The sequence below is a fragment of the Faecalimicrobium dakarense genome (genome assembly GCF_000499525.1).
Classification (GTDB): domain Bacteria; phylum Bacillota; class Clostridia; order Peptostreptococcales; family Peptostreptococcaceae; genus Faecalimicrobium; species Faecalimicrobium dakarense.
In genome coordinates this window covers 1-22,347 of record NZ_HG529227.1, presented here as the reverse complement: position 1 = coordinate 22,347, position 22,347 = coordinate 1, and the positions used below count along the sequence as shown (strand labels likewise).

The 22,347-nt window shown below is 27.6% G+C and carries 19 protein-coding genes; 2 read left to right on the top strand and 17 right to left on the bottom strand.

All coding sequences use genetic code 11. The features are described from left to right. Positions 1–3: 3 nt before the first annotated feature. Genes BN899_RS00290 through BN899_RS18485 form a run of 3 tightly spaced genes read right to left on the bottom strand, consistent with a single transcriptional unit; the run spans position 4 to position 2,090 of the window. Positions 4–1,305: a replicative DNA helicase gene (locus BN899_RS00290; RefSeq protein ID WP_042271270.1), complete on the bottom strand. Its 1,302-nt coding sequence runs from the start codon at positions 1,303–1,305 to the stop codon at positions 4–6. A gap of 24 nt (positions 1,306–1,329) precedes the next feature. Then, positions 1,330–1,554 (bottom strand): conserved phage C-terminal domain-containing protein, encoded by a 225-nt coding sequence (locus tag BN899_RS19425; protein WP_052356458.1) that lies wholly within the window; start codon positions 1,552–1,554, stop codon positions 1,330–1,332. Continuing rightward, positions 1,542–2,090: a transcriptional repressor gene (locus BN899_RS18485; RefSeq protein WP_052356456.1), complete on the bottom strand. Its 549-nt coding sequence runs from the start codon at positions 2,088–2,090 to the stop codon at positions 1,542–1,544. Before BN899_RS18485 ends, BN899_RS19425 begins: the two co-directional genes overlap by 13 nt. Positions 2,091–2,298: 208 nt before the next feature. On the opposite strand from BN899_RS18485, the gene BN899_RS00275 reads away from it, so the two are divergent. Further along, a complete protein-coding gene (locus BN899_RS00275; protein WP_042271267.1) occupies positions 2,299–2,670 on the top strand; it encodes a helix-turn-helix domain-containing protein in 372 nt (123 codons plus the stop codon). 127 nt (positions 2,671–2,797) lie between these two features. Then, positions 2,798–3,148 carry a hypothetical protein gene (locus BN899_RS00270; protein ID WP_042271264.1) on the top strand — a complete coding sequence of 117 codons (351 nt, stop codon included), beginning with the start codon at positions 2,798–2,800 and terminating at the stop codon, positions 3,146–3,148. A gap of 37 nt (positions 3,149–3,185) precedes the next feature. Here the strand turns inward: BN899_RS00270 and BN899_RS00265 are convergent, their stop codons facing one another. The 14 genes from BN899_RS00265 to BN899_RS00200 all read right to left on the bottom strand — a co-directional run. Continuing rightward, positions 3,186–4,589, bottom strand: coding sequence for a YfcC family protein (locus BN899_RS00265; protein WP_042271260.1), 1,404 nt, complete (start codon positions 4,587–4,589; stop codon positions 3,186–3,188). 199 nt (positions 4,590–4,788) lie between these two features. Then, on the bottom strand, positions 4,789–6,051 hold the full coding sequence (locus tag BN899_RS00260; RefSeq protein WP_042271258.1) for a sensor histidine kinase: 1,263 nt from the start codon (positions 6,049–6,051) through the stop codon (positions 4,789–4,791). Between the two features lie 220 nt (positions 6,052–6,271). Further along, on the bottom strand, positions 6,272–7,054 hold the full coding sequence (locus tag BN899_RS00255; protein WP_042271253.1) for a cell wall-binding repeat-containing protein: 783 nt from the start codon (positions 7,052–7,054) through the stop codon (positions 6,272–6,274). Positions 7,055–7,079: 25 nt separating this feature from the next. After that, entirely contained in the window at positions 7,080–8,330 is a 1,251-nt protein-coding gene (locus BN899_RS00250; protein ID WP_042271249.1) for a cell wall-binding repeat-containing protein, read from the bottom strand. A 421-nt stretch (positions 8,331–8,751) separates the two neighbouring features. After that, entirely contained in the window at positions 8,752–11,775 is a 3,024-nt protein-coding gene (locus BN899_RS00245; RefSeq protein WP_052356455.1) for a cell wall-binding repeat-containing protein, read from the bottom strand. A 157-nt stretch (positions 11,776–11,932) separates the two neighbouring features. Then, positions 11,933–13,114: an alginate O-acetyltransferase AlgX-related protein gene (locus BN899_RS00240; RefSeq protein WP_042271247.1), complete on the bottom strand. Its 1,182-nt coding sequence runs from the start codon at positions 13,112–13,114 to the stop codon at positions 11,933–11,935. An 11-nt stretch (positions 13,115–13,125) separates the two neighbouring features. After that, positions 13,126–14,547: an MBOAT family O-acyltransferase gene (locus tag BN899_RS00235; RefSeq protein WP_042271245.1), complete on the bottom strand. Its 1,422-nt coding sequence runs from the start codon at positions 14,545–14,547 to the stop codon at positions 13,126–13,128. A gap of 110 nt (positions 14,548–14,657) precedes the next feature. After that, a complete protein-coding gene (locus BN899_RS00230; RefSeq protein ID WP_042271243.1) occupies positions 14,658–15,536 on the bottom strand; it encodes an FUSC family protein in 879 nt (292 codons plus the stop codon). Positions 15,537–15,761: 225 nt separating this feature from the next. Continuing rightward, on the bottom strand, positions 15,762–17,750 hold the full coding sequence (locus BN899_RS00225) for an LTA synthase family protein (RefSeq protein WP_042271240.1): 1,989 nt from the start codon (positions 17,748–17,750) through the stop codon (positions 15,762–15,764). Positions 17,751–17,766: 16 nt separating this feature from the next. Then, a complete protein-coding gene (locus BN899_RS00220; protein ID WP_242824032.1) occupies positions 17,767–18,375 on the bottom strand; it encodes a DHHW family protein in 609 nt (202 codons plus the stop codon). A gap of 23 nt (positions 18,376–18,398) precedes the next feature. Continuing rightward, complete coding sequence (locus BN899_RS00215) at positions 18,399–18,938, bottom strand: hypothetical protein (RefSeq protein WP_042271235.1); 540 nt, start codon at positions 18,936–18,938, stop codon at positions 18,399–18,401. 9 nt (positions 18,939–18,947) lie between these two features. Continuing rightward, positions 18,948–20,216 carry an MBOAT family O-acyltransferase gene (locus BN899_RS00210; protein ID WP_330362394.1) on the bottom strand — a complete coding sequence of 423 codons (1,269 nt, stop codon included), beginning with the start codon at positions 20,214–20,216 and terminating at the stop codon, positions 18,948–18,950. Between the two features lie 267 nt (positions 20,217–20,483). Then, positions 20,484–20,921: a COG2426 family protein gene (locus tag BN899_RS00205; RefSeq protein ID WP_042271229.1), complete on the bottom strand. Its 438-nt coding sequence runs from the start codon at positions 20,919–20,921 to the stop codon at positions 20,484–20,486. Positions 20,922–21,063: 142 nt separating this feature from the next. Then, the coding region (locus BN899_RS00200; protein ID WP_147568451.1) for a PH domain-containing protein at positions 21,064–22,347 on the bottom strand (1,284 nt) is incomplete at its 5' end.

The following is a 22,347-nucleotide window of genomic DNA, read 5'->3' as shown; positions in this document are numbered from 1 at the left end:
CCCCTAATATTTTATATTTTGAAAATGTAGTCTTGGCCCATTATAACAATAATGTCTAAACTTAGTTTCTCCATCTCTACATTTTGCAATAATCAAATCTACTAGCTTAATCCCCTTCTCCTTAGCTGCATATACGCTATCTCTATCACTTCCTATTTTTTCAATAGCCTCTTCTAAATCACACCCAACAGGCTCATGAATATAAATAACATTATTACTATCATGAAAAATAGCCTTACTATCTCTCATTGGTCTTTCTCCCCAAGGTCTTAAATCCTTCATCTCATCATTTAGCTGACTTAACTGAATAACTGGAATTTCAAAATCTAAAGTAATATTTTTAAGCTCCCTAGATAAACTAGCAACTTCCCTCTCTCTATTTTGCATATTAGACTCAACACTAAGCAATTGAACATAATCTACAATTACAAGGTCTGGCTTTAGTTGCCTAATCCTTCTTTTAATCCCACTAATAGTACTTATCTTATCATTTATATATATCAAATTACTTTTATTAAACATCTCCATAGCACTAATGATTTTCTTCCAGTCCTCTTCATTAAGGTCTTTGTACTTCATTTTCTTAGTATCTATGCCCGTTTTTTTAGTTATATTTCTCATAAATATTTGAAGATTACTCATTTCTCTACTAATAAATAATACCTTCTTTTTTTGATTTAAGGCATTTAGCATAATTTGAAGAGCTAGAGCAGTTTTTCCAACACCACTTCTAGCAGCAATAGTAGTAAGTTCCCCATTAAACAAGCCACCTATAACATCATCCAATAAATCAATACCAAATCTAAATCCAGTGGCATCATCTCTTTCTAAGAAAGATAATAGATTTTCACAAATAGAAGTCATACTATCACCATAATCATCTTCATCATTTAAAATTTTACTAAGATTATTTTCAAAGTTATGTACGCTTTTATTAATATCTTCGCCTTGTCCAATATCTTGAAAAAAGTTAGTACAACTTTTTATAACATTTCTTCTAATCCACTTATCCTTTAATATATCTATATGAGTATCAATTGCATAAGTCTGCCCCATAGCTGATAAATTACTTAAATATGAAACTTGTACATCTAATTCTCTTTCATCTAACTTAGTTTTTATAGTTTGAATATCAAAACTTTTATTTTCTTTATATAAGCTTTTCATAATTTTTAAAATATATTTATTAAAATCAACAGTAAACATATCCTCATGTAAATCATCAATCTTAAAAGCTAACATTTCATCAACCATTAAACTTCCAAGAACACATTGTTCTATATTAATAGCATCAAGACAAGACATAACCCCTTCCCCCTTTAAACTTATCTAATATTCAAATTCAACTTCCCATGGTGTAATTTCTGATAGGTCTTTTTTATAATCAATTTGCTTTTCATTTAGATATCCTTCAAACTTATTGCTAAATAAGGTGTGTGGTCTTAAGAATTGTTCCATATCTGTGTTTAGCCATTGTTTTGACTTTATATCTATAACCTTATAAAAATCATCAAGTGTAAAACCTTCATTTACTCTAGCATCTATACAAGACATAGTTTTATTAGTATTTGGTCTAAAATTCTTATTAGTTTTTTATTCAAATAATCAATCACTCTCGTGTATATTTTTATATCTTTATTTATATTCTCTATATTAGATGTTTCGCTATCTATTTTTGTATGTGTTTTATCTAGTGTTTCATATACACCTTCCTGATTATTGATATCACTATACTGTACTGTTTTTATATCATTTTTTATAACTGTTTTAACAACTGTTTTTTGATTTTCTTCATCAGTTATGTATTTGTATATAGAATAACTATGATCTTTGCCACCCTTTCTTATAAGTTTCACAATATTTAATACCTCAAAACTTTTTAATAAATTATAAACAGTACTTACAGATATATCTAAATCAGATGCTGCACTTCTCATACTTATTTTAAATTGTCCATTAGGCAACTCGCCCTTCATATTATTTAAATTAACTTTTCTCATTACATAGTGGTTAAACTTAACCTTTTGATAATTTATATTTGGATCAAACTGCAATATATGTTTGTTCATCTTGTGAAAACAATAGCCCATAGATTCCTCCCCAGTAATTAACTTTAATAATTAAATTTCTTTTATGTTAACTTTTTATACAAAAGTTTTTTCTAAGTAGTCTATACTTTTATAGTAGTATACAAAAAAGAAACTTTCAATAAAATTTAACATTTTTTCCTAAATTTTCATTTAATAATTTACTTTCAAGAAACTTTATACTATACTTTAAGTATGGTGAGGTGGGTATATGGTAACTTTCGGTCAAAGATTTAAAGAATTAAGAATAGAGAAAAATTTTAAACAACAAGAGTTAGCAGATGATTTTAATAGTATATATGGTTACACTTTTTCTAAATCATCTATATCACATTATGAAAATGATAAAAGAAGGCCTGAGACTGACGCTTTAATAGATTTTGCTTCTTACTTTAACGTTTCAATAGATTATTTAGTTGGATTAAGTGATAATAAAAAATCAGATAAACCAAACGAAGAAGTTGATTTATTATTAGAAGCTATTAACGCAGTTAATAGGGTTCTTGAAAATAATAATACAACTCAAGAAGATAAAAATAATTTATTTAAAATAGTATCTGATACATACTTTAAAAATATTTAATAAAAGCTACATAATTTGTAGCTAATTTTTTCAAGTCTTTATCGAACATATTTTCCATATTTTTACAGACCATTTGTTCATTTTCGTATTATTATTTAATTTTATTTTTATTTTTGTGGGGGTATACATGATTAAATTTAACGAAAGATTTATGCAGTTATGCATTGAAAGAAATTTAGACTGTGAAAGTTTTAAAAAGAGATTTTATGAAAGCTATGGATATTTTATAGAAACTGATAGTTTATGTAATGAATATATTGAGCTTCTCGAATTTGGAATTATAAAAGATTTATGTAATTTTTTTGATGTTTCTTTTGCTTACCTATTAGGTATTAGTAGCAACCGAGGTAATAAATATGAAGTTAACCCCTATGATGAGGTTATAGGTATTTGCAGCGTTGTATTTACTAGTGATAAGTATAGTAGTGATGAGAAAAAGGAGCTTTATTTAAGTATTTGTAAAATGTTTAATGAGTAATAAAAAAATAGATAGGAAAAATCCTATCTATTTTATATTATTTTAAAAACATCATACCTATTGAAAGTATTATAGCTGATGATATAAATATACATACTACCACTTTAGTTGCAAACTTTACCCAAGTACTATACTCCACCTTAGAGATAGCAAGTCCACCCATGATAACACCTGATGTTGGAGTTATTAAGTTTACTAAACCACTACCTGCACTTAATATAGATATAACTATCTCCGGTGAGAATCCTAAACTCTTAGCTAGTGGCCCAAATATTGGTATTGATAAACTAGCTAATCCCGAAGTTGAAGGAATTAAAAATGCTAAAGCAATATATATTAAAAATGCCATATTAGTAAATAGTATAGGTGACATACCGCTTAAAGTTTGAGATGCATTATTTAGCACATACGCATCAAGACCAGTGCTTGACATTATAACAGATACACCTCTTGATATACCAATTATAAGTGCTACACCGACCATTTCAGATGCACCTTCAAGAATTCCTGATACTATTTCTTTTTCCTTAAGTCCATATACAACACCTATTATTATAGCCATTATAGTAAACCAAACAGCAAGCTCAGAGAACCACCAGTTACCAAGAGCACTTCCTGTTAATATAGATGTATTTTTAAATATTTCTACACCAAATCTTTCCCATGGTATAACACCAAGTATCATAACCACAAAAGATAATCCAAATAGCCATAACACAATTCTTCTTCTTGGAGTAAACTCCAATGTCTCCTCTTTATTATCCATAAAAGCTTCCTTAGCTTGGCTATATTCTCTCTCTGATAATATTGATTCTGCTTTATTATTTTTAACTTTCTTTGCGTATCTAATTACAAAGAACATAGATATAAATAATGATGATAGCCATAAAGCAACTCCAATACCTATAATCACAGCTTGATTTACAACAATTCCTGAAGCCTTTAGGGAATCTACACTTGCTGATACTAAAAATGGATTTACTGTAGAACCTAGTACCCCAGAGCCTGCTCCAAGTAATATTGTAGCCACTGCTGTTAATGAATCAAACCCTGCTGCCATCATTGTTGCTGTAATTAATGCGTAAAATGCTAAAGTTTCTTCACTCATTCCATAGCTTGTACCACCTAATGAGAAAACTATCATAAGTATAGGAATTAGTAGAAGTTCCTTTCCATTAAGCTTTTTTACAATTGAACCTATACCAGCATCTAATGCTCCTGTCTTGTTTACAACACCTAAAAATCCACCCATTAAAAGTACGTATAAAGATATATCTATTGCATCTTTTAAACCGTTTATAGGTGACATTACAACATCTGATAATGTTGCTGGTTTAACAGGTAAAAACTGTGTAGCTACTGCTATTACAATTGTTATTGATAACAATATGCTATAGGCTGTAGGTAGTTCAAAACCTTTTTTCTTCTTTTGATTAGTCATGATGCCCTCCATCTTACTTAAATTTATTAATATATTTATACCATAAATATTTACAATTTTTTAGTTTTTTTGTAATATTTACTAATTTTATTAAGTTTTAATTATATTTACACTTTAATTACTACTATAACTTAATATGTGCAAATTATAGAAAAATTATAAATAATTTAAAGCACAAAAAAAGATAGGAAAAACCTATCTATTTTTGTACTTTAAACATTATTTTAAATTCTGTAAAATCATTATTACTTGAAACAGTTAATTCCCCGTTATTACTTTCAACCATCTCTTTTACTATAGCTAAACCAAAACCATTGTCACTACTATTTTTAGTTGTAAATCCTGGTTCAAATATTCTATCTATAATTACATCATCTATCTTAGGTCCATCATTTTTAATATTTATATAAACATTTGAAAATATTTTATAAGTCTTTATAACTATTAACCCATTTCCATCCATAGCAGTAACTGCATTTTTAACAATATTAGAAATTACCTTTTGAAGATCATATTCAGATACATCAAGTTTTGATATATCATATTCTTCCTCTACAATAACGTTTACATCACGTGTTGATAATGAGCTTAGAATAATTGATATAATCGACTCTGAATTAGATAATATTTTTAAATTATCAGAGATAGCATTATTACCACTTATAACATCTTTTAAAACACTACCTAGTCTTTCATATTGCTCCATTATATATAATCCATTTATATATGAAATTTGAGAACCATAGTCATGTTTAATCTTTTTTAATTCATTATTTTTTTCCTGTAGCGCCTTATTTAATTTACTTATTTCATCCATTTTGTTTTTTGTATTTATAAAATATAAAAATAAAAGTACTAAAAGTCCCATTAAAAAAATTATAAATAAGTTCTTAAAAAATACATCATCATTTCCATGAATTATTAGCGAAAGAGATAATATAATATCTAAAGAAAAAGTCACTATAATAGATATATCAAATGCATATTTTTTTCTACTTATATGTTTGTATAATTTATATACTTTATCCACATATAAAAGTACTAAAATTTCGATTAAAATCATAGGTACATATATAACTGCTAATGTAGACAAGTCCTCATTTTTTATAAAAACTAAACCTTGTATATATGACCATTTTATATTACTAAATAAAATAGCGGTCATCTGAAATATTAAGTAAGCGATTGCATATGAGATTACTATTTTCTCATAGTTTTTAATATAAAAACAAACTAATATTAACATACATGTTATATTCATAGAAATAACTGATAAGGATGTTCCGCCCATTATATTAGTTAGTATAGTTATTGATAATAACATTACAACTATACTTGTTATTAATTTTATTTTACCTTTTTTACCTTCTATAAGGCCGTCTTTTTTGATGCAGTAATATGGTATATAGGCTAGTAAGACTGCTTGTATTATAGTGTTTATAGAGTCTGCTATTTGCAGCATAGATTAATCTCCTTTGCTTTATTTATGTGTATTATAGGTATTTTGTCAAATTATAAGTTACTTTAAATTATATCATAATTTTAAAGCAAAGTGATTGTATTTGGGCTATTTTAATGAGTAGACTGTGATTATTTTTGGTATTTACTTTTATTGTTTATAATAATAAAAATAACTCTAGATTTTATATCTAGAGTTATTCTTTAACTTTATTTAATTTATCTTATAAAGATAATAATTTTACTAATTTATCTAATACAGTTTGAGCTATACCATGACCAGCTTGAGTCATAGCATTATCTGTATCTTTAGCATTCTTTTCTATAACATTAACTTGTTCTTCAGATAATTTATCTGTAGCTAATACTATTGGAGTAGCTGTTCTTCCTGCTAAAGGAGCAACTGCTAATGCATCTATTAGCACACCATTTCCTTGAATACCATCTTTAGCTACATATACACCAGTTAATGCTGATGCATCACCTTTAGCATAGAATTTGCTTATAACTTTAGCGTTAGTTTCTTGTCTGTTATCTCCAGCAACTCTTGCAACAGTATCTGTTGAATCTACGTTAGCTTCTATGTCTTTTATAACTTGCTTAGAAACTTTAGTTGTTCCACCAACTACGTCTACATTAGTTAATGCAGTTTTATTAGCATATAAGAAGTCTTTCGCATTTTGAGTAAGACCATCTTCTTTAGATACTATTATTGGAGCTATATCAGTACCAGTAGTTTTGTTTGCTGCTACTGCTGCTACACTCATAGCATCTGCTTCACCAAATCCACCAACTACGAAAGCTTGTTCCATAGTCGAACCAGTTACTTTTTTCATATTTTGTGCTATTTTAACAGATGTTTCATATCTAGTATCTCCTGCTAATCTTACTATCTTAGCATTTACTTCTTTTATTAATTGAGCTTCAACGTCTTTAGATATTACGTTTTCTCCACCAACTATGTATACAGTAGAGTTTTTAGGTATAACTCTCTTTATTTCGCCCATAGTTTTATCAGATATAGCTTCTTTCTTAGTTAATAATACAGGAGCATTTTTTTTGCTTAGCTAAAGGAGCTGCTGCTAAACCATCAACTATAGCATCTTGACCAACTAAAACTACAGAGCTTGCTTTAACTTCATCAGCATCTAATGTTTCTTTGTCATGTTTTGCAAATGATTCTTTACTTATTTCTATAGCTGTTTCAAATCTGTTAGCTCCAGCTAAAGTTTTGTATTTTCCTTTACCTTCAGTAACAGTTCCTGTAGTTAAAGCCATATCTTCTGCAACCTTGTTTAGATCTTTATTAGAATCAGACGTTATAACTATTTTAACTACTTTTCCTTTTTTAGCTAAATCTACTGTGTCGTCACCTTGTGCAACTGTTAAAGTAAGAACTAATTCATATTTTCCTTCTTTATTAACTTTTACGTTTGATAAAGATTCTTTTTTAACTTTATATTCTTTACCATTGTATATTTCTTGCTTAGTATCAGCACCATTTATTGCTATTACCTTATCTACGAATGATTTTCCTTCTTTAGTATATCCGTTAGCATTATATAAATCAGATAAATTTTTCTCTACTTTAGTATCTTCTTTAGCATTGAATACTAATGAATCTAATTGCTTAGATGGCATAGTAACTTCAGCCATCGTAGTTTCTAAAGTTTCAAATCTAGTTATTTGTTTTCCTATTTCAGTAGTAGATACTGGTAAAGATACTTGATTTCCATTTCTATCTATAGCCTTAGTAAAATCTAATTTTTTATCTCCTACAGCTAATTTTATTTCTGTTCCATTAACTAAAGTTATTACAGATTCAACTACATTTGTATCAGCTATATTTCCATCTGCATCATAATGAGCTACTGATCTGACAACTTTATTAGTTAAAGTTGTTACAGCTGTATTAACGTCTGACATTAAATCATCTGAAGAATATAATCTGTATTTAGCGTCTACTTTATCTAATATTCTTCCGTTAACTACTACATGTCCTTTATCAGTTATATTTAATTTTACTGTTTTATCTTCTACTTTAGCCATAGCTATAGCAGCTTCTAAATCTTTTATTTCCTTAACTTCTTTTCCACCAACTATTTGTATAGTGTAAACTGAATCTTCTGTTCCAAAGTATTTAGTATTTAACATTTCCTTTACTTTAGATATCATTGTAGCTTCGTCTACATTTTGGTCTTTAACCGCAGCGAAAGCTGGTGCAACTGAAGTCGCAACTGTTGCAACTGCCATTGCCATTGCTATGTTCTTTTTCTTTAACATAATTTCGTTCCTCCCCAACATTATATAAATTCATCTCTTTATATGTAACCTGTTCGGTATTTCATTTCGTATTTCTCACAAATCAATCTTAGTATATATACAATCGATTTTCAATAATTTTATGCATATTTTTACTAACTTTCGTTCGTCAAAAACGTTTATTTTTCAACATTCTTTTCAATTCGCATCATATTTCGACATCATTCATCGTTTTAATACTTTTATCACCATATTTGTTGTGTTATTTTTCATTCTATATCTTATAATTTTAATTTTAAATTAATTTATTTTATATATATATTTATTTTTTGTCGAACATATTGTATAATAAAAATACGTTAAAAAAATAAATAATTTATTCTCTTTAACGTATTTCTCACAAAAAAGACTTGGTCATTTGACCAAGTCTTTTTATTTTCTATTAATTTTTAGCTGCTATATCTACACTTATAACCTTTGTCATAAATGGATTTTCGTTAAGTTCATGTTCTCCATGATACACTTTTACAATTATACTTCCTGTAACTTTTGCACTCTCTTTTTGAACTACAGTTACAATGTCTTTATTATCTGATACTGTACCAATATCACTTATTAGCTCTAGTGTAGCTAATATTAATTCTCCATCATCATAACTTCCATTAGCTTTAGCACCATCTTTGCTATCTACAAATAGTATTTTTGACCCATCAGTATTACTTCCAAATAATACTTCTCCTTTAGTTCCAGTCATAGATACCCCTTCAACAACTGTTTTACTTCCTATAATAGTTGAATTTATTAGATCTTCTATTTTTACTGTTGCTCTACCTTCTTTAACATTGTCTTTAGTTATAGTTCCTAAATCATTCATAGCTATTGAAGTTATTTTAGGTGTTGTATCTTTAACATATATAGAAATACTTGCTACTCTAGTTTTTCCTTTGTATGCTTCTATAGTTGTATTACCTGTTTTAGTTCCCGCCTTTACAGTTATATTAGCACCACTTGTTTCAACTGTTGCTATGTCTTTATTTAAAGTCTTAACCCAAAATGTATTAGCATCATCACTAGATGTTGTGCCTATTGTATCTTCCTCACCTAATAAATATCCTCCGCTATTATAGTTGTTAAGTTTTAATACTACTTCATTATCATTTTCTGCTTTATACATATCTAGTGAAGTATCTTTCTTAGCATCAGCTAAATTTAACTTCCAAGATTTTTCTACTGCATCTTTTGAAACATATATCGTTACACTTGCAAGATTTGAGCTTTCATTAGTTTCACTCTTTACATATAGTGTTCCACTAGCAGTGCTCATTTTTTCTGGTAAAGCTTGTGCTGATATTGATATAGTTGTTTTACCTTCTTTATCAGTTGGAGTATTAGCAAGTGCAGTTGCTATTGGTGTACTTCCTGAGTTTATAGTTGTGCTTCTTAATGTTAAAGTTTTACCTTTAATTGGATCTCCGTATTGATCTGTAACTGTTGCTACTACATTACCTGCTTTATTTTCAACTAATCTTACACTAGAATTATCTAGTCTAACACTATTCATTTTACGTCTATCTGCTGAAACTGTAATAGTAAATTTTTTACTTACATTTCCACTCTTTATTGTTATTTCTGATGACCCTGTTGAAATAGCCTTAAGCTTTTTACCATTGTTAGTTACTACTGCTACAGACGGATTAGATGATGCTAATGTATAGTTCCCTATAGTTACTTCATTATTGTCTAAATCTGTGCCTTTAATTGTATCTATTGCTATTTCTTCATCTACTACCAATCTATTACTAGTTATTTTTACATCATCTAGTTTAACTTCATAAGATTTTATTTCTTTATACTGAACCGCTCTATTTACTACTGTTACAGCTGCTTTTCCACTCTTTAGTTCAGTACTTCCTTTTTTAAGTATTACTTCATAGTCAAATACAGAATCTGTACTCATGTCACCTGCTGTTAAACTTGTTACTAATTTTCCAGTATTTGATGTAGTTTTAGGCTCAGTTGGTTCTGATTGGTTATAGAATACTTTTTTAGTTGATTTAAATTCTACTGTCCATCCAAGTGCCTTTAACTCATCTACAGTTCTTTTTTGATTTCCATTAACTGTAAATTCTACATATTGAACCCCAGATGTTCCAACTTCTTTAGTTGTAGCTTGAACACTACTTATTTCGGCACTATATGTAAAACTATGGTTAGTACTGTTTCCTAAGTTACTTGTAACTCTTACAGTGTTAGTCCCATTATTAAATGCATTATTAAATTCTACTGTAGCTTCTGTTCCAGAGCTATTTGTAGTGTAACTTCTAACAGAGTTTCCACTCATATATATATTTGAAGCACTTAATTTATCTAAGTCACTACCATATAGCTTTATAGTTTTATAGTTAACCATAGATACGCTATTCACTTTAGATTCTGTATCTGCTTGAGTTGCTTTTATTGCATTTATACTCGCTTCTGGTATACCGTGACCTACTTGTGTTATTCTTGTAAATTCTTTAGACGCTAATAAAGATTGTTGAGAAGCATCTAAGTTATTTCCAACTATCATAACTGGTACATCTTCCTTAGTTGCAAGTACACCTACTGCTAGAGCATCTACAAGTTCATCAGCTCTGCTAACTTGCCCTGATTTAGACACATATATATTACTTAATGATTTAGATGGATAGAATTCTTTGATAACTTTTGCATTAGTTTCTTGTCTTCTAGCTCCACCTAATCTTACTTTTGTTCCTGGTAATGAATTCATTATTGTATCTGATACTGCTGCCGTTTCCCCTACAACATAAGATCTTGATATATCTTCTCTATCTATAAATGCCTTAGAGTCTTTAAGTCCTGTATTAGGATTTGATAGTAATATTGGCATTTTGTTATATGCTGCTGGTGCTGCTATACTTACTGCATCAGGAAGTCCTGTCGCACCATTTACTACCGATACTCTAGACACATCGCTTATCTTATCCATAGCTTCAGCTACTGCTACTGCTGTTGTGTATCTGTTGCTTCCAGATATTCTATTTACAGTTATATTCATATCTTTTAATTCTTTTACTACATTTTCAGATACAACTGCCGTACCACCTACTATATCTACATTCTTAACACCCATTTTAGTAAGTCTTGTCTTTGTTACTGGTGTTAACTTGTCCTTGTGTGTTACAAGGATTGGAGCATTTTTAAGATTTGCATATGGAGTTGCTGTTAATGCGTCAACAAGCCCTGCTTCTCCATTGATTAGTACTGCATTATTTGCTGAAGTCCATCCAGCTTCACTTACTTTTACTGCTGTTTCATATCTATTATCTCCTGCTATTTTTGAACTACTTACTGTAGCTCTTGGCTCTAGTGCACTTGCACCAGGTGCAAATGTTACTGCTAAAGTCGAAGCTAACATTGTCGTAGCCATTACTTTCGCTATTACTTTCTTTTTTCTCTTTAACATAATTTCTCACCTCATGTTTTTATCAGAATATACCTGTTAATATATTCCTATTATGAACTTATTGTACATTATTTTTTATCCCATATCAATACATCTTATATTATGTTTACATTTTGTAATAATTTAAAAGAGAACCAGCATAATCTGGTCCTCTTCTCTACTTCATTATATTGTTCATCATTTCTTCTACATTAAGTCCATTATTAAACATTATCATAACCATATCACTATCACTTTTGTTTAATATTTCATCTATATTCATATTAACATTTCTTGGATCTACAACTTCTACTTGCTTAAATATATCTGAAAACAGCCAAGTTAGTGGAGCTTGATAAGAATCTCTTATTAATAATATCTTTTTGTCTGTTACCGCTTTTTCGTTAACGATTTTATAATAAGAATGATTTCCAGTATATGCGCCGCCATATGTCATATCCTGTTCTTTAAATCTATCCCCTATTATATAGGATTCTTCTACTTCCTCAAATTCACCATTCTTTATTTCATAATAGCTATTATTATATTCTCTATCCATATGTACATATGGTATAGGCTCATTAGTATCAAATAATGTATATAAATTTCTATTGTAACTTCCTATAAATGGACTATTTTTAAAATAACTAGTCTCATAATCATATTTACTTAAATCTACGTTTATATATCCACTTTGATTTAGTTTTTCAATCATATAATCAAAAGCCTTATATGCTCCTATAGAGTTCCAATGATGATCTGTTTTAAAATAAAATTTTTCTAATTCCTTATTACTAAAATTATCTTTAAAATATCTTCCAATATCTATGGTTTTAATATTACTTTTATTAATCATTGATATTAATAAGTCACTATTTTCCATTCCATAATTTTTTTCTATATATTTTGGATACATATAATCTAGTGTGTTAACCTTATGAGGTAGAGATACATAATATGTTTCTTTTCCTAATTCCTTAGCTTTTTTAGCCGCATCATTTAATAAGTCTACTGCTCCTTTATAATCATTTTCTGTCTTTTTAGTTGTTGCAGGTCCACCTAATATCCATCCATCATCGGTTATATAATGACCTTTTATATTTGATTTTTTGCTAAGTATTTGTAGCTTTGTATCTAGCTTTAATAATTTATCTCTACCTATAAATTGGTCTGTATAGTATGTCTCATATGTTGTTGTAAAGTTCTTTTCCTTTAGATTTTCTATTGTAGGTCTTTGTTGTAAATTCCTATTTTCAGCTTCACTTATTTCTTTATCTTTTTTTATTAAATTTATAATACCAATTCCAAATACAATACTTAAAAATGGTACTATTAAATACATTGCTTTTCTATTATTCATAAAGTCACCACCTAAAATCTAAAGTATAAAAATGGATTATATGTCGAGTTTACTAATTTAAATATTACGACTAAAAATAGTATTGTTAATACTATTGAATTTATTATATATATATAATCTTTTTCTAAGATTTCTTTATTTCTAGTTTCTATTTTTGATTTGATGTATTTTATAATAGGCATACTAAATACTATTGATGCTATTATTACTATTAAGTAGTCATTTATATATGCTAATGTTTGTCCATTATATAATTTATTAATTCCTACACCAAACATCGTCTTTATAAATGATATTGAATAACTAAAGCTATCTGCTCTAAAGAATATCCATCCTATCATAACTGATATTAATAAATATATATGTCTTATAGGCTTTATTACTTTCTTAAGTACTTTTTCTTCTAAGAATGCTTTTTCAAGTCCTATTAATAATCCAAAGTAAAGTCCCCAAGCTATAAATGTCCAGCTTGCTCCATGCCAAAATCCAGTTAAAAACCATACTATAAATAAGTTTATATAAGTTCTTGCTGTACCTTTTCTACTTCCTCCTAATGGGAAATAAACATAGTCTCTAAACCAAGAACCAAGTGACATATGCCATCTTCTCCAAAATTCAGATGCTGATTGTGATATATATGGATAGTTAAAGTTTTCTAAGAATTCAAATCCAAACATTTTTCCAAGACCTATTGCCATATCTGAGTACCCACTAAAGTCAAAGAATATTTGTAGGGAATACGCTATTATACCTAACCATGATGATACTATTGTTAGTTCATTGCTTCCTGTATTAAATACTGAATCAGCTAACATTCCCAAAGAGTTAGATAATATAACCTTTTTAGATAGACCTATTATAAATCTATTTACTCCATCTGCAAATTTAGTTATTGTATGTTCTCTATGATCTATTTGGTCTGCCACTGTTTGATAACGCACTATTGGTCCTGCCACTAGCTGTGGAAATAAACTTATATATAAAGATAGCTTTAATATGCTATTTTGAACTTTTGCATCTTTTCTATATACATCTATTACATAACTCATTGCTTGGAATGTAAAAAATGATATTCCAAGTGGTAGTGCTATTTGTGGAACTGGTATATTTGTATTTAGTAAACTATTTATATTACTTACAAAGAATCCAGCGTATTTGAAAACTCCTAGCATTGATATATTAAATACTATAGAAAGTATTAATCCTACTTTTCTTATATTTCCTTTTTTTGTTTCTCCTACTAATAATCCACCTATATAATTTACTAGTATTGATATTAGCATTATTACTACATATGTAGGTTCACCCCATGCATAGAAAAATAAACTTGCTGCTAATAACAAGTAATTTTTATATTTATCTTTTGATATATAGTACATAGATAGTATTATCGGGAAGAATACGAATAGAAATACTAAACTGCTAAAAACCATTATTTTTCGACCCCCTTTTTACATACTAATAATAATATCATATATAATTTAGTTTTAATACTTATTGACATTAAAATAAAGCTACTTATACTAAAAAAGATTCAATTAAATTATTTAATTGAATCTTTTAATATTTGCCTAAGTTCTTCTTTTCCTTTTATAATCTCTTTCAAATGATAATTAAATACTGGACTATTTTCCTCATCTTGACTTAGCTTTATTTTATCTTTTTTATATAATTTTTTTACTACTTCATAATTTTCCTTATTTAAATAAACCTTTTTACTTAATAGTTCTATAGATTGTATATGAGAATGTAATGTCTTACAAATATTTATTCCTTCTTCAATTTTAACTAAATCAGCATCTTGCCTGCTATAATCAGCTTCTTTCAATAATTTTTTATGTACTTCTTCTATTTCACTTATTTTATCTTCTAAAAACTCAGGTTCAAATTTAGATTTGCTTTCAAGTAGCTTAAATTTCAAGAATTTATTTGTATTATTTTCTACTTGCTTAAAATTTGAATAAATACTAATAGAATGATTCGGTCTAGCTAGTAAATAATTAGTTGCTATTCCGACTACAACGCCTATTGCATTTTCAAATACTTTATTTATAGAATATAAAAGAGCATCTTCTGAAACAGTAAATCCTATTTGAACAGATAAAAATGTAATTGCAGCTATTGATGCTCCACTATTAAGGTTAAGTAAATTACATAAGTAAATAGTTAATATTACTCCTAATCCTGATAAGAGTGAATTCCCTGGATTATAGAAGATAAATAGATATCCTATTATACCTCCTAAGACCGTACCATACATTCTATTTTTACCTACTTCTAATGACCCACTTACAGAATCTTGTACTGATATAATGCATGCTATAGATGGGTTTAGTGAATTACCAGTTGCTATGAATCCAAGTATCGACGATATAACTACTCCGATACCTGTTTTAATAGTTCTCATACCTACTTTTTTCATAACTTACTCCTTTTAAAAGATAATATAACACCTTCTCTAATTCCTTATCCTGTGCAAAATTCAGATGACTTATATTTATTTTTCCCTATCTCTACTTCCTTAGACTGTATTTATTATGTTTTTAGTTATAAAAAAATGCCCTTATAATAGTCACATTTAGCATCATTATACGATACTTTCTTTTACGTGTCTACTATAAGGGTATTATACTATTAACAAGGCAATTTATTTGTTAATATTTATTTTATTTGAAGAACTAAGTACTCCATCATACTTACCTAATTGCTTTACTTCTAAACTTTTACCTTTGTCTATATTACCTATTTTTAAGGTATTTTCATCTATCCATGTAGTTTCTACTTTTTTGCCATCTACATATACATAACTACAACTTGTGAAGTTCTTACCTTTTACAATCATAGTGTCCTTGTCTTTAATTACTTTTTCTACAACTATATCATCAAGCCCCATTTTCATAGAACTTCCCTTGTATTTATCTTTATCACTTAAGTAAAATTGTTTACCAAATAACATATCATATTGAACTAACTCTAATTGTTCTTGGTAATTTTCCTTACCTCCATCCTTAGCATGTAAACTTTCCATTGGCCCATATTCAACTCCTGCTAATCCTAACATTAGTGTACTTAACTGATATGCTTCTAAATTTTGCTTCTCATTATCTATTTTAAAATTACTATATATAGCATACGGTACTTCATATTTATCTATATACATGTTATCTCCTGAGAATATATTAAGCTTAGGTAAATGGTCTGAGAAAAATACTACTATTGTATCTTCTTCTCTCTTGTCTACATTTTCTATTACTTTACCTACTAAATCATCGCTTCCTTTTAGCAAGTTTGCATAGTTATATAGTTGATACATATCTTTATCAGGTAAATTAGTTTCTACTTTTATAGGGAATTCTTCTCCTCTATCATAATCAGGGTATCCTCCATGTCCTTCTACCCCTATTGCATAAACTACATCACTTTCTTTTGTTTTATTAAGTGCTTTTTCTATATAGTCTGCTAGCACAATATCTTTTCTCCAACCTAAATGAGTATCTTCTAGATTTTGCATATATTCCATTGATGTAAATGTATCAAATCCTAGATTTTTAAATGCAAGGTTTCTATTATAGAAGTTACCTTGGAAGTTATGCATTATATGAGCACCATAACCTTGATTTTTAAGTGTTGTTGCTATTGAGTTTACATTCTTTTTCTTTACAAAACTATCGTATGGTATTTCACCTGGTATAAGGTAATCAAAGTTATTACCTGTTAGTACTTCAAATTCTGTTCTAGCTGTTCCTCCACCTATTACTGGAACATTAATATATCCACTTTTATTTTCATTAGATAGCTTTCTAAAGTTAGGTATTGGATCTTCACTAAATTTTGCTTCTTTTATTAGTGTTGGATCCATAAATGATTCTAGCTGAACAAATATTATATTTGGTTTGTTTTCTTTCTTTGATGAAGAATTAATGTTTGATGCTTGCACAGAATTCACTTCATTTTTTATATCTTCTACAGATGCTTTATCATAGTCTTTTGGCTTTTCTCTTTTATATCCAAAGTATGAATCTAATAGTGAATACATAAACCCATTATGTCTATATGATTCTTTTAAGTCCCATCTTAGTGGGCTTATTACTTTTCTTTCCTTAAGGTTGTCTAGTCTTACAGAGTATACTCCTACTAATAATAGCGCTATAAGTATATTTGTATAGCTAGTTATTCTTTTTGATTTTTTTTCTTTTTTAAATACATATATTATAGTTCCTATAACTATTAATAAACATATTGATACTAGAATTACCATTTTCATATTTATATATTTATTTGCAATACTTAAACCATCTTTTATTGAAAATATGTCAGAGTAAGTTATTGGCATCCCTCTTATTTCTAGCATTACTTTGTTGATTATTGATAGTAATATTACTATTGTACTTATTATTAAGTAACCTGTTTTCTTTCTTTTTAGTATAAATATTACTGATGTTAATATTAGTATTATTAGATAGTTTATAAAAAATGCGTTGGTTCTATCTTTAAAGAATGTAATTACATCTACTATACTTTCTCTTTGCAAGAACTCTGATATAAGAAATAATAAAGTTCCTCCAACTAACCAACTAATTAATTCCACTATTGATGATTTATTAATTTTAAATTTGCTAATTAACTTGTTGTCCATTTTTCTCACCTAATTTCTATTTTTTATCCCAGTTGAATATATCTGTTGACATTATATAGTTATTACTTGCACCTATTAATAAAATTATATCTGGATTTATACCTTCTATATCTTCTATTAAGTTATTTTCGTATCCTCTTAAATCATAACTATATGTTGTTTTAAAATGAGGAGCTAATAAAGGTGTTATAGGGTTGTCCATTGAATCTCCTATAACTACTACATTTAGTTCGTTATTACTTTGATTATTTTCTATTTTTATAAGTGGGTTATCTCCACCTAAATATACCCCATAGTCATTATCTAGTTTATCCTTTGAAATTTGCTCTTCATAAAACAATTTCGCTTCTTTATTTTGGTTATAGACTTTATAGTTATTAAAGTTTTTATCTTTATATACTTGGATATCATCCATTTTTTCTACTACATTTAGTACTTGTCTACCATATGATCCTATAAATACGTCTTCATAAGTTTTTATTTCAAAGTCTGATTTTTCCTTTGGTTTTTGTACTTGTGGTATATCTTTATTTATATTTTCTATTATGAATTTATAGCTACTATATGCCCCATTCATATTTAAATGATGATCTGTTTTATAGTAGTTATTTTCATCTTTTCTTATCTCCTCTGTTAAATCTAATACTTTTATTTTTCTTTGTCTATTTTATTAAGTATATCTCCTATAAAGATGCTTTGCCCTGATTTAAAATCTTTTATTGGCATTTTTTCTTCATATGCATAGTTTTTATTTGGTATATTTACTAAATAAGCTTTAGCATTGCTAAATCTATCTGCGAACTTATTAAAATGTTGTGCTCTTTTAGTTCTATATTCTTCATCATACATTCCGTAGTTATCTGATTTTATAAGTTCATTATCTTCACCTAAATAAATTCCATTTATATATTTTTTGCCTAAACTCATTTGCATATCTGTATAGGTATTTACTAATTTACTTCTTCCATATATATGGTCACTAAAGTAATTATCCCATTTTTTAAAAGCTTCTCCATTTAATAATTCCTTTTTATAGCTTCCTTCTTCAAATGTTTCACCTTTAGGAAGTGGTTGTAAAGTTCTACCTTCTTGCTGAGATGTTAACTTGTCTGGTGTTAGGATTGACATTACCCCTACGAACAATGTAAATCCAATTACAAGTATTGATGTTGTGTATTTGTATTTCATCGTTTCCTCCTAGAAGTTAAAGTATATAAATGGATTAAATGTAGAGTTTACTAAGTATATTGTAGTTATTATAAATAAGCTAAATAATACTAGTGGTTTTAATACATTTATTGTTTTTGAAATTTTTCTACCTTTTATTGTACTTTTTGTATACTTTATTACTGGTGTTGAAAGTATTATTGCTATTGTTAGTTCTAAAGCATATTGATTAATATAAAATGTTGTATAACCATTTATAAATGGATAATCTGAAACACCTAGCATTATTTTCATATAATCTATTGCTGATTTTAAATCTGGCTTAGAGAATAGTACCCAGCCAAATATTACTATTATTAATAAGTATACATGTTGTATAAAGTTTGGTAATTTATTAAGCAACTTTTGTAAGAATAATCTTTCAGCCATTATAAATAGACCAAAGTATATTCCCCATATTACAAAGTTCCAGCTTGCTCCATGCCATATTCCAGTTACTAACCATACTATACTTAGGTTTCTATATACTTTTATATTGCTTACTCTATTTCCTCCAAGTGGTATATAAATGTAATCCCTAAACCACGAACCTAAGGATATATGCCATCTTCTCCAAAATTCACTTACACTTTTAGATATATATGGATAGTTGAAGTTTTCTAAGAATTCAAATCCTAACATTTTTCCAAGACCTATTGCCATATCTGAGTATCCACTAAAATCAAAGTATATTTGAAGCGTATAAGCTATTGCACCTAACCATGCTACTGATACACTCATTTGATAAGATGATAGTGAATATATTAAAGTTGATAGTTCTCCTACTGAGTTTGAGATTATTACTTTCTTAAACAATCCTCTTATGAACCTTTCCATACCTAAGTTGAACTTGTCCATATTATGTTCTCTATGAGTTATCTGATCGTCAACGCTTTGATACCTTACTATCGGTCCTGCTACTAACTGTGGAAACATTGATATATATAGTGCTAGATTAAATATATTTCTTTGTACTTTTCCATCTTTTCTATATACATCTATTACATAACTCATTGCTTGGAAAGTGTAAAATGATATACCTATTGGTAATGGTATTATAGGTATATTTATGGCTGTGTTAAATATTGTATTTATATTGTCTGTTATAAAATTTGTATATTTAAATACGCCTAAAAATAAAATATTAAATATTATTGCTACTATTAATGTGTTTTTCTTTTTATTATCGTTATTTTTGTATTTATCTATTTTAAGTCCAAATATATAGTTTGCTATTATTGATATTATCAGTAATGGCAAGTATAATAGACCTCCCCATGAGTAAAATACTATACTAAAAAATAATAATATATAATTTTTTATTTTACTTGGAGATAAGTAATATAGGGTAAATACTGTTGGTAAAAAGAAAAATAAAAATGTCACTGAACTGAATAACATATTTGCCCCCTAATTTTATTTATTCCATACTCAAATATTTATTATATCACAACTATTTATTTTTCTATAAAAAAGGCTATCTAATTTAGATAGCCTTTTTCTGTAAATTTATAAATTATTTGTATATTATATTATATGTAAAGCTAACGCAGAAACTATAGCCCCTGCCATCATGTTGCCTATTAGTACTCCTAAAAGTGCACTTTTTATTCTCATCTTTAATATCGATGCTATTGCAGATGCTGTCCATGTACCAGTAGTTGGTAGAGGTATTCCTACAAATAGTATTATACCTACAATAGATACATTTTTTAGTTTTTTCGTACCTGACTCAATTTTTTTATCTATTTTACTTACTATTACTTTAAATAAATTCTTTCTTTTTAAAAAATGTATTATATGCCTAAACGTTAGTATTAATGGTATAGAAACTAAAGTAGACCCAATTACACTAACTATATATACACCTATAGGATTTAAGTCTAATGCTATTCCTATTGGTATAGCACCTCTAAGTTCTGATATTGGTAACATTGATAAAATCATTATATGTAAATATTTCAATTTATGCCTCCTATAATTTACTATTTCATTTATATGCGATTTAATCTCTTCATATTTATATTTTTTTAACCCTATACCACAGTATCATATTTGTTTTATTATAAAAACACCCTCTATCACTTTTCTAGATAGAGGGTTATTTTTATACTATTTTATTTTCTAAAGTAAAGATTAAATCTTTCTCTATATTTTTAACTTTAATTATATCTCCTAAATCATCAGAGTATATATCTATATGGTAATTACATATACTTTTATTCTTTTGGAATATACTTTGTTTATATGCTATTGATTGGACTTTATCTTTAGGGATAATTATTACTTTCTTTCTTATACTTCCATTACTTAAAAATATATTTTTATCATCTATTCCTATTTCATTATTGTTAAAGCTCATATATCCTAAGAATGTTTGAATACCTATTGCAAATCCTACTATCACGCTATCTATAGTATCTATATCAAAATCAAAGTTTGCATAATCATATAGGTTAAATGCTAAAAAGATTATAAGTAGTGTTATAACATATCTCTTTACATAAAAAAGATGAACATATTTTTTATGTGGTTTATATACTTCTTCATTAAATTCAAATTCCTTTAATATATCTTTCGTTATTTCATCTTTTAATTCTTTATTGGCTATAGGGTATAATATAGACTTTGTTTTTGTTTCGTCACTTTTTCCATATCCAATAACTCCTACTTCAATATTATATAATCCAAACATTTGACATGCTAAGTTTTGTTTTAATTTTAAACTGTTTACTTGTTCTAGTTTAAAATTGAACTTATTCTTATTAAGTAATCCATATTGTATAGATATATTATTATCTTCTCTGCATAAAGTAAAATCATAATATTTTATATAGTCTAAAACAAGACAAATTATTGTTGCTATAGCATAAATTAGTATTAATGATAAAGTAATAAATAGTATTATTGTTAGTATTGGAAAATCAGATACTTTATTTCCTATATCTTCAATATTTCCACTATACTTTTCTAAATACTCACCTACTTTATCAAGCCCTACTGTAGAATCTAATTTATCAAATATATACCCTACAGGTAAAATAAAATGTATTTTACTCTTAGTTAAAGTATATTTTAGTATATCTTTAAAGCTAACTTTATAAGCATACTTTTCTTTATAACTTATATTTCCTTCTATTTCTGTATCTTCATTATAAGACTCTTCATTACATTTATCTTTATTTTCAACTAATAGTAAATTCTTAATTCCTTCTACCTTATCATTTTTTAATACAAATTTAAATTCTGCACTATTAGTAACTTCAACTGCTCCAGTGTTTATGCTTAATACTGATACATCTAATATAGAATTTAAAATATCAGCTTTAGTGTCTACTGTACTTACTCTATTTAAAGGTATTTCTTTTTTACTTTTTGTTAATAACACCAC

Bases quoted from the DNA above. Each gene is read 5' to 3' on its own strand.
- BN899_RS00250 (WP_042271249.1), bottom strand. From the start codon at position 8,330: ATGTTAAAGAAAAAGAACATAGCAATGGCAATGGCAGTTGCAACAGTT.
- BN899_RS00225 (WP_042271240.1), bottom strand. From the start codon at position 17,750: ATGGACAACAAGTTAATTAGCAAATTTAAAATTAATAAATCATCAATA.
- BN899_RS00230 (WP_042271243.1), bottom strand. From the start codon at position 15,536: ATGAAAAAAGTAGGTATGAGAACTATTAAAACAGGTATCGGAGTAGTT.
- BN899_RS00235 (WP_042271245.1), bottom strand. From the start codon at position 14,547: ATGGTTTTTAGCAGTTTAGTATTTCTATTCGTATTCTTCCCGATAATA.
- BN899_RS00275 (WP_042271267.1), top strand. From the start codon at position 2,299: ATGGTAACTTTCGGTCAAAGATTTAAAGAATTAAGAATAGAGAAAAAT.
- BN899_RS00245 (WP_052356455.1), bottom strand. From the start codon at position 11,775: ATGTTAAAGAGAAAAAAGAAAGTAATAGCGAAAGTAATGGCTACGACA.
- BN899_RS00270 (WP_042271264.1), top strand. From the start codon at position 2,798: ATGATTAAATTTAACGAAAGATTTATGCAGTTATGCATTGAAAGAAAT.
- BN899_RS00255 (WP_042271253.1), bottom strand. From the start codon at position 7,054: ATGGGCGAAATAAAGAGAGTTATACCTAAAAACTCTACTGTATACATA.
- BN899_RS00290 (WP_042271270.1), bottom strand. From the start codon at position 1,305: ATGTCTTGTCTTGATGCTATTAATATAGAACAATGTGTTCTTGGAAGT.
- BN899_RS00240 (WP_042271247.1), bottom strand. From the start codon at position 13,114: ATGAATAATAGAAAAGCAATGTATTTAATAGTACCATTTTTAAGTATT.
- BN899_RS19425 (WP_052356458.1), bottom strand. From the start codon at position 1,554: ATGTCTTGTATAGATGCTAGAGTAAATGAAGGTTTTACACTTGATGAT.
- BN899_RS18485 (WP_052356456.1), bottom strand. From the start codon at position 2,090: ATGGGCTATTGTTTTCACAAGATGAACAAACATATATTGCAGTTTGAT.
- BN899_RS00260 (WP_042271258.1), bottom strand. From the start codon at position 6,051: ATGCTGCAAATAGCAGACTCTATAAACACTATAATACAAGCAGTCTTA.
- BN899_RS00215 (WP_042271235.1), bottom strand. From the start codon at position 18,938: ATGAAATACAAATACACAACATCAATACTTGTAATTGGATTTACATTG.
- BN899_RS00265 (WP_042271260.1), bottom strand. From the start codon at position 4,589: ATGACTAATCAAAAGAAGAAAAAAGGTTTTGAACTACCTACAGCCTAT.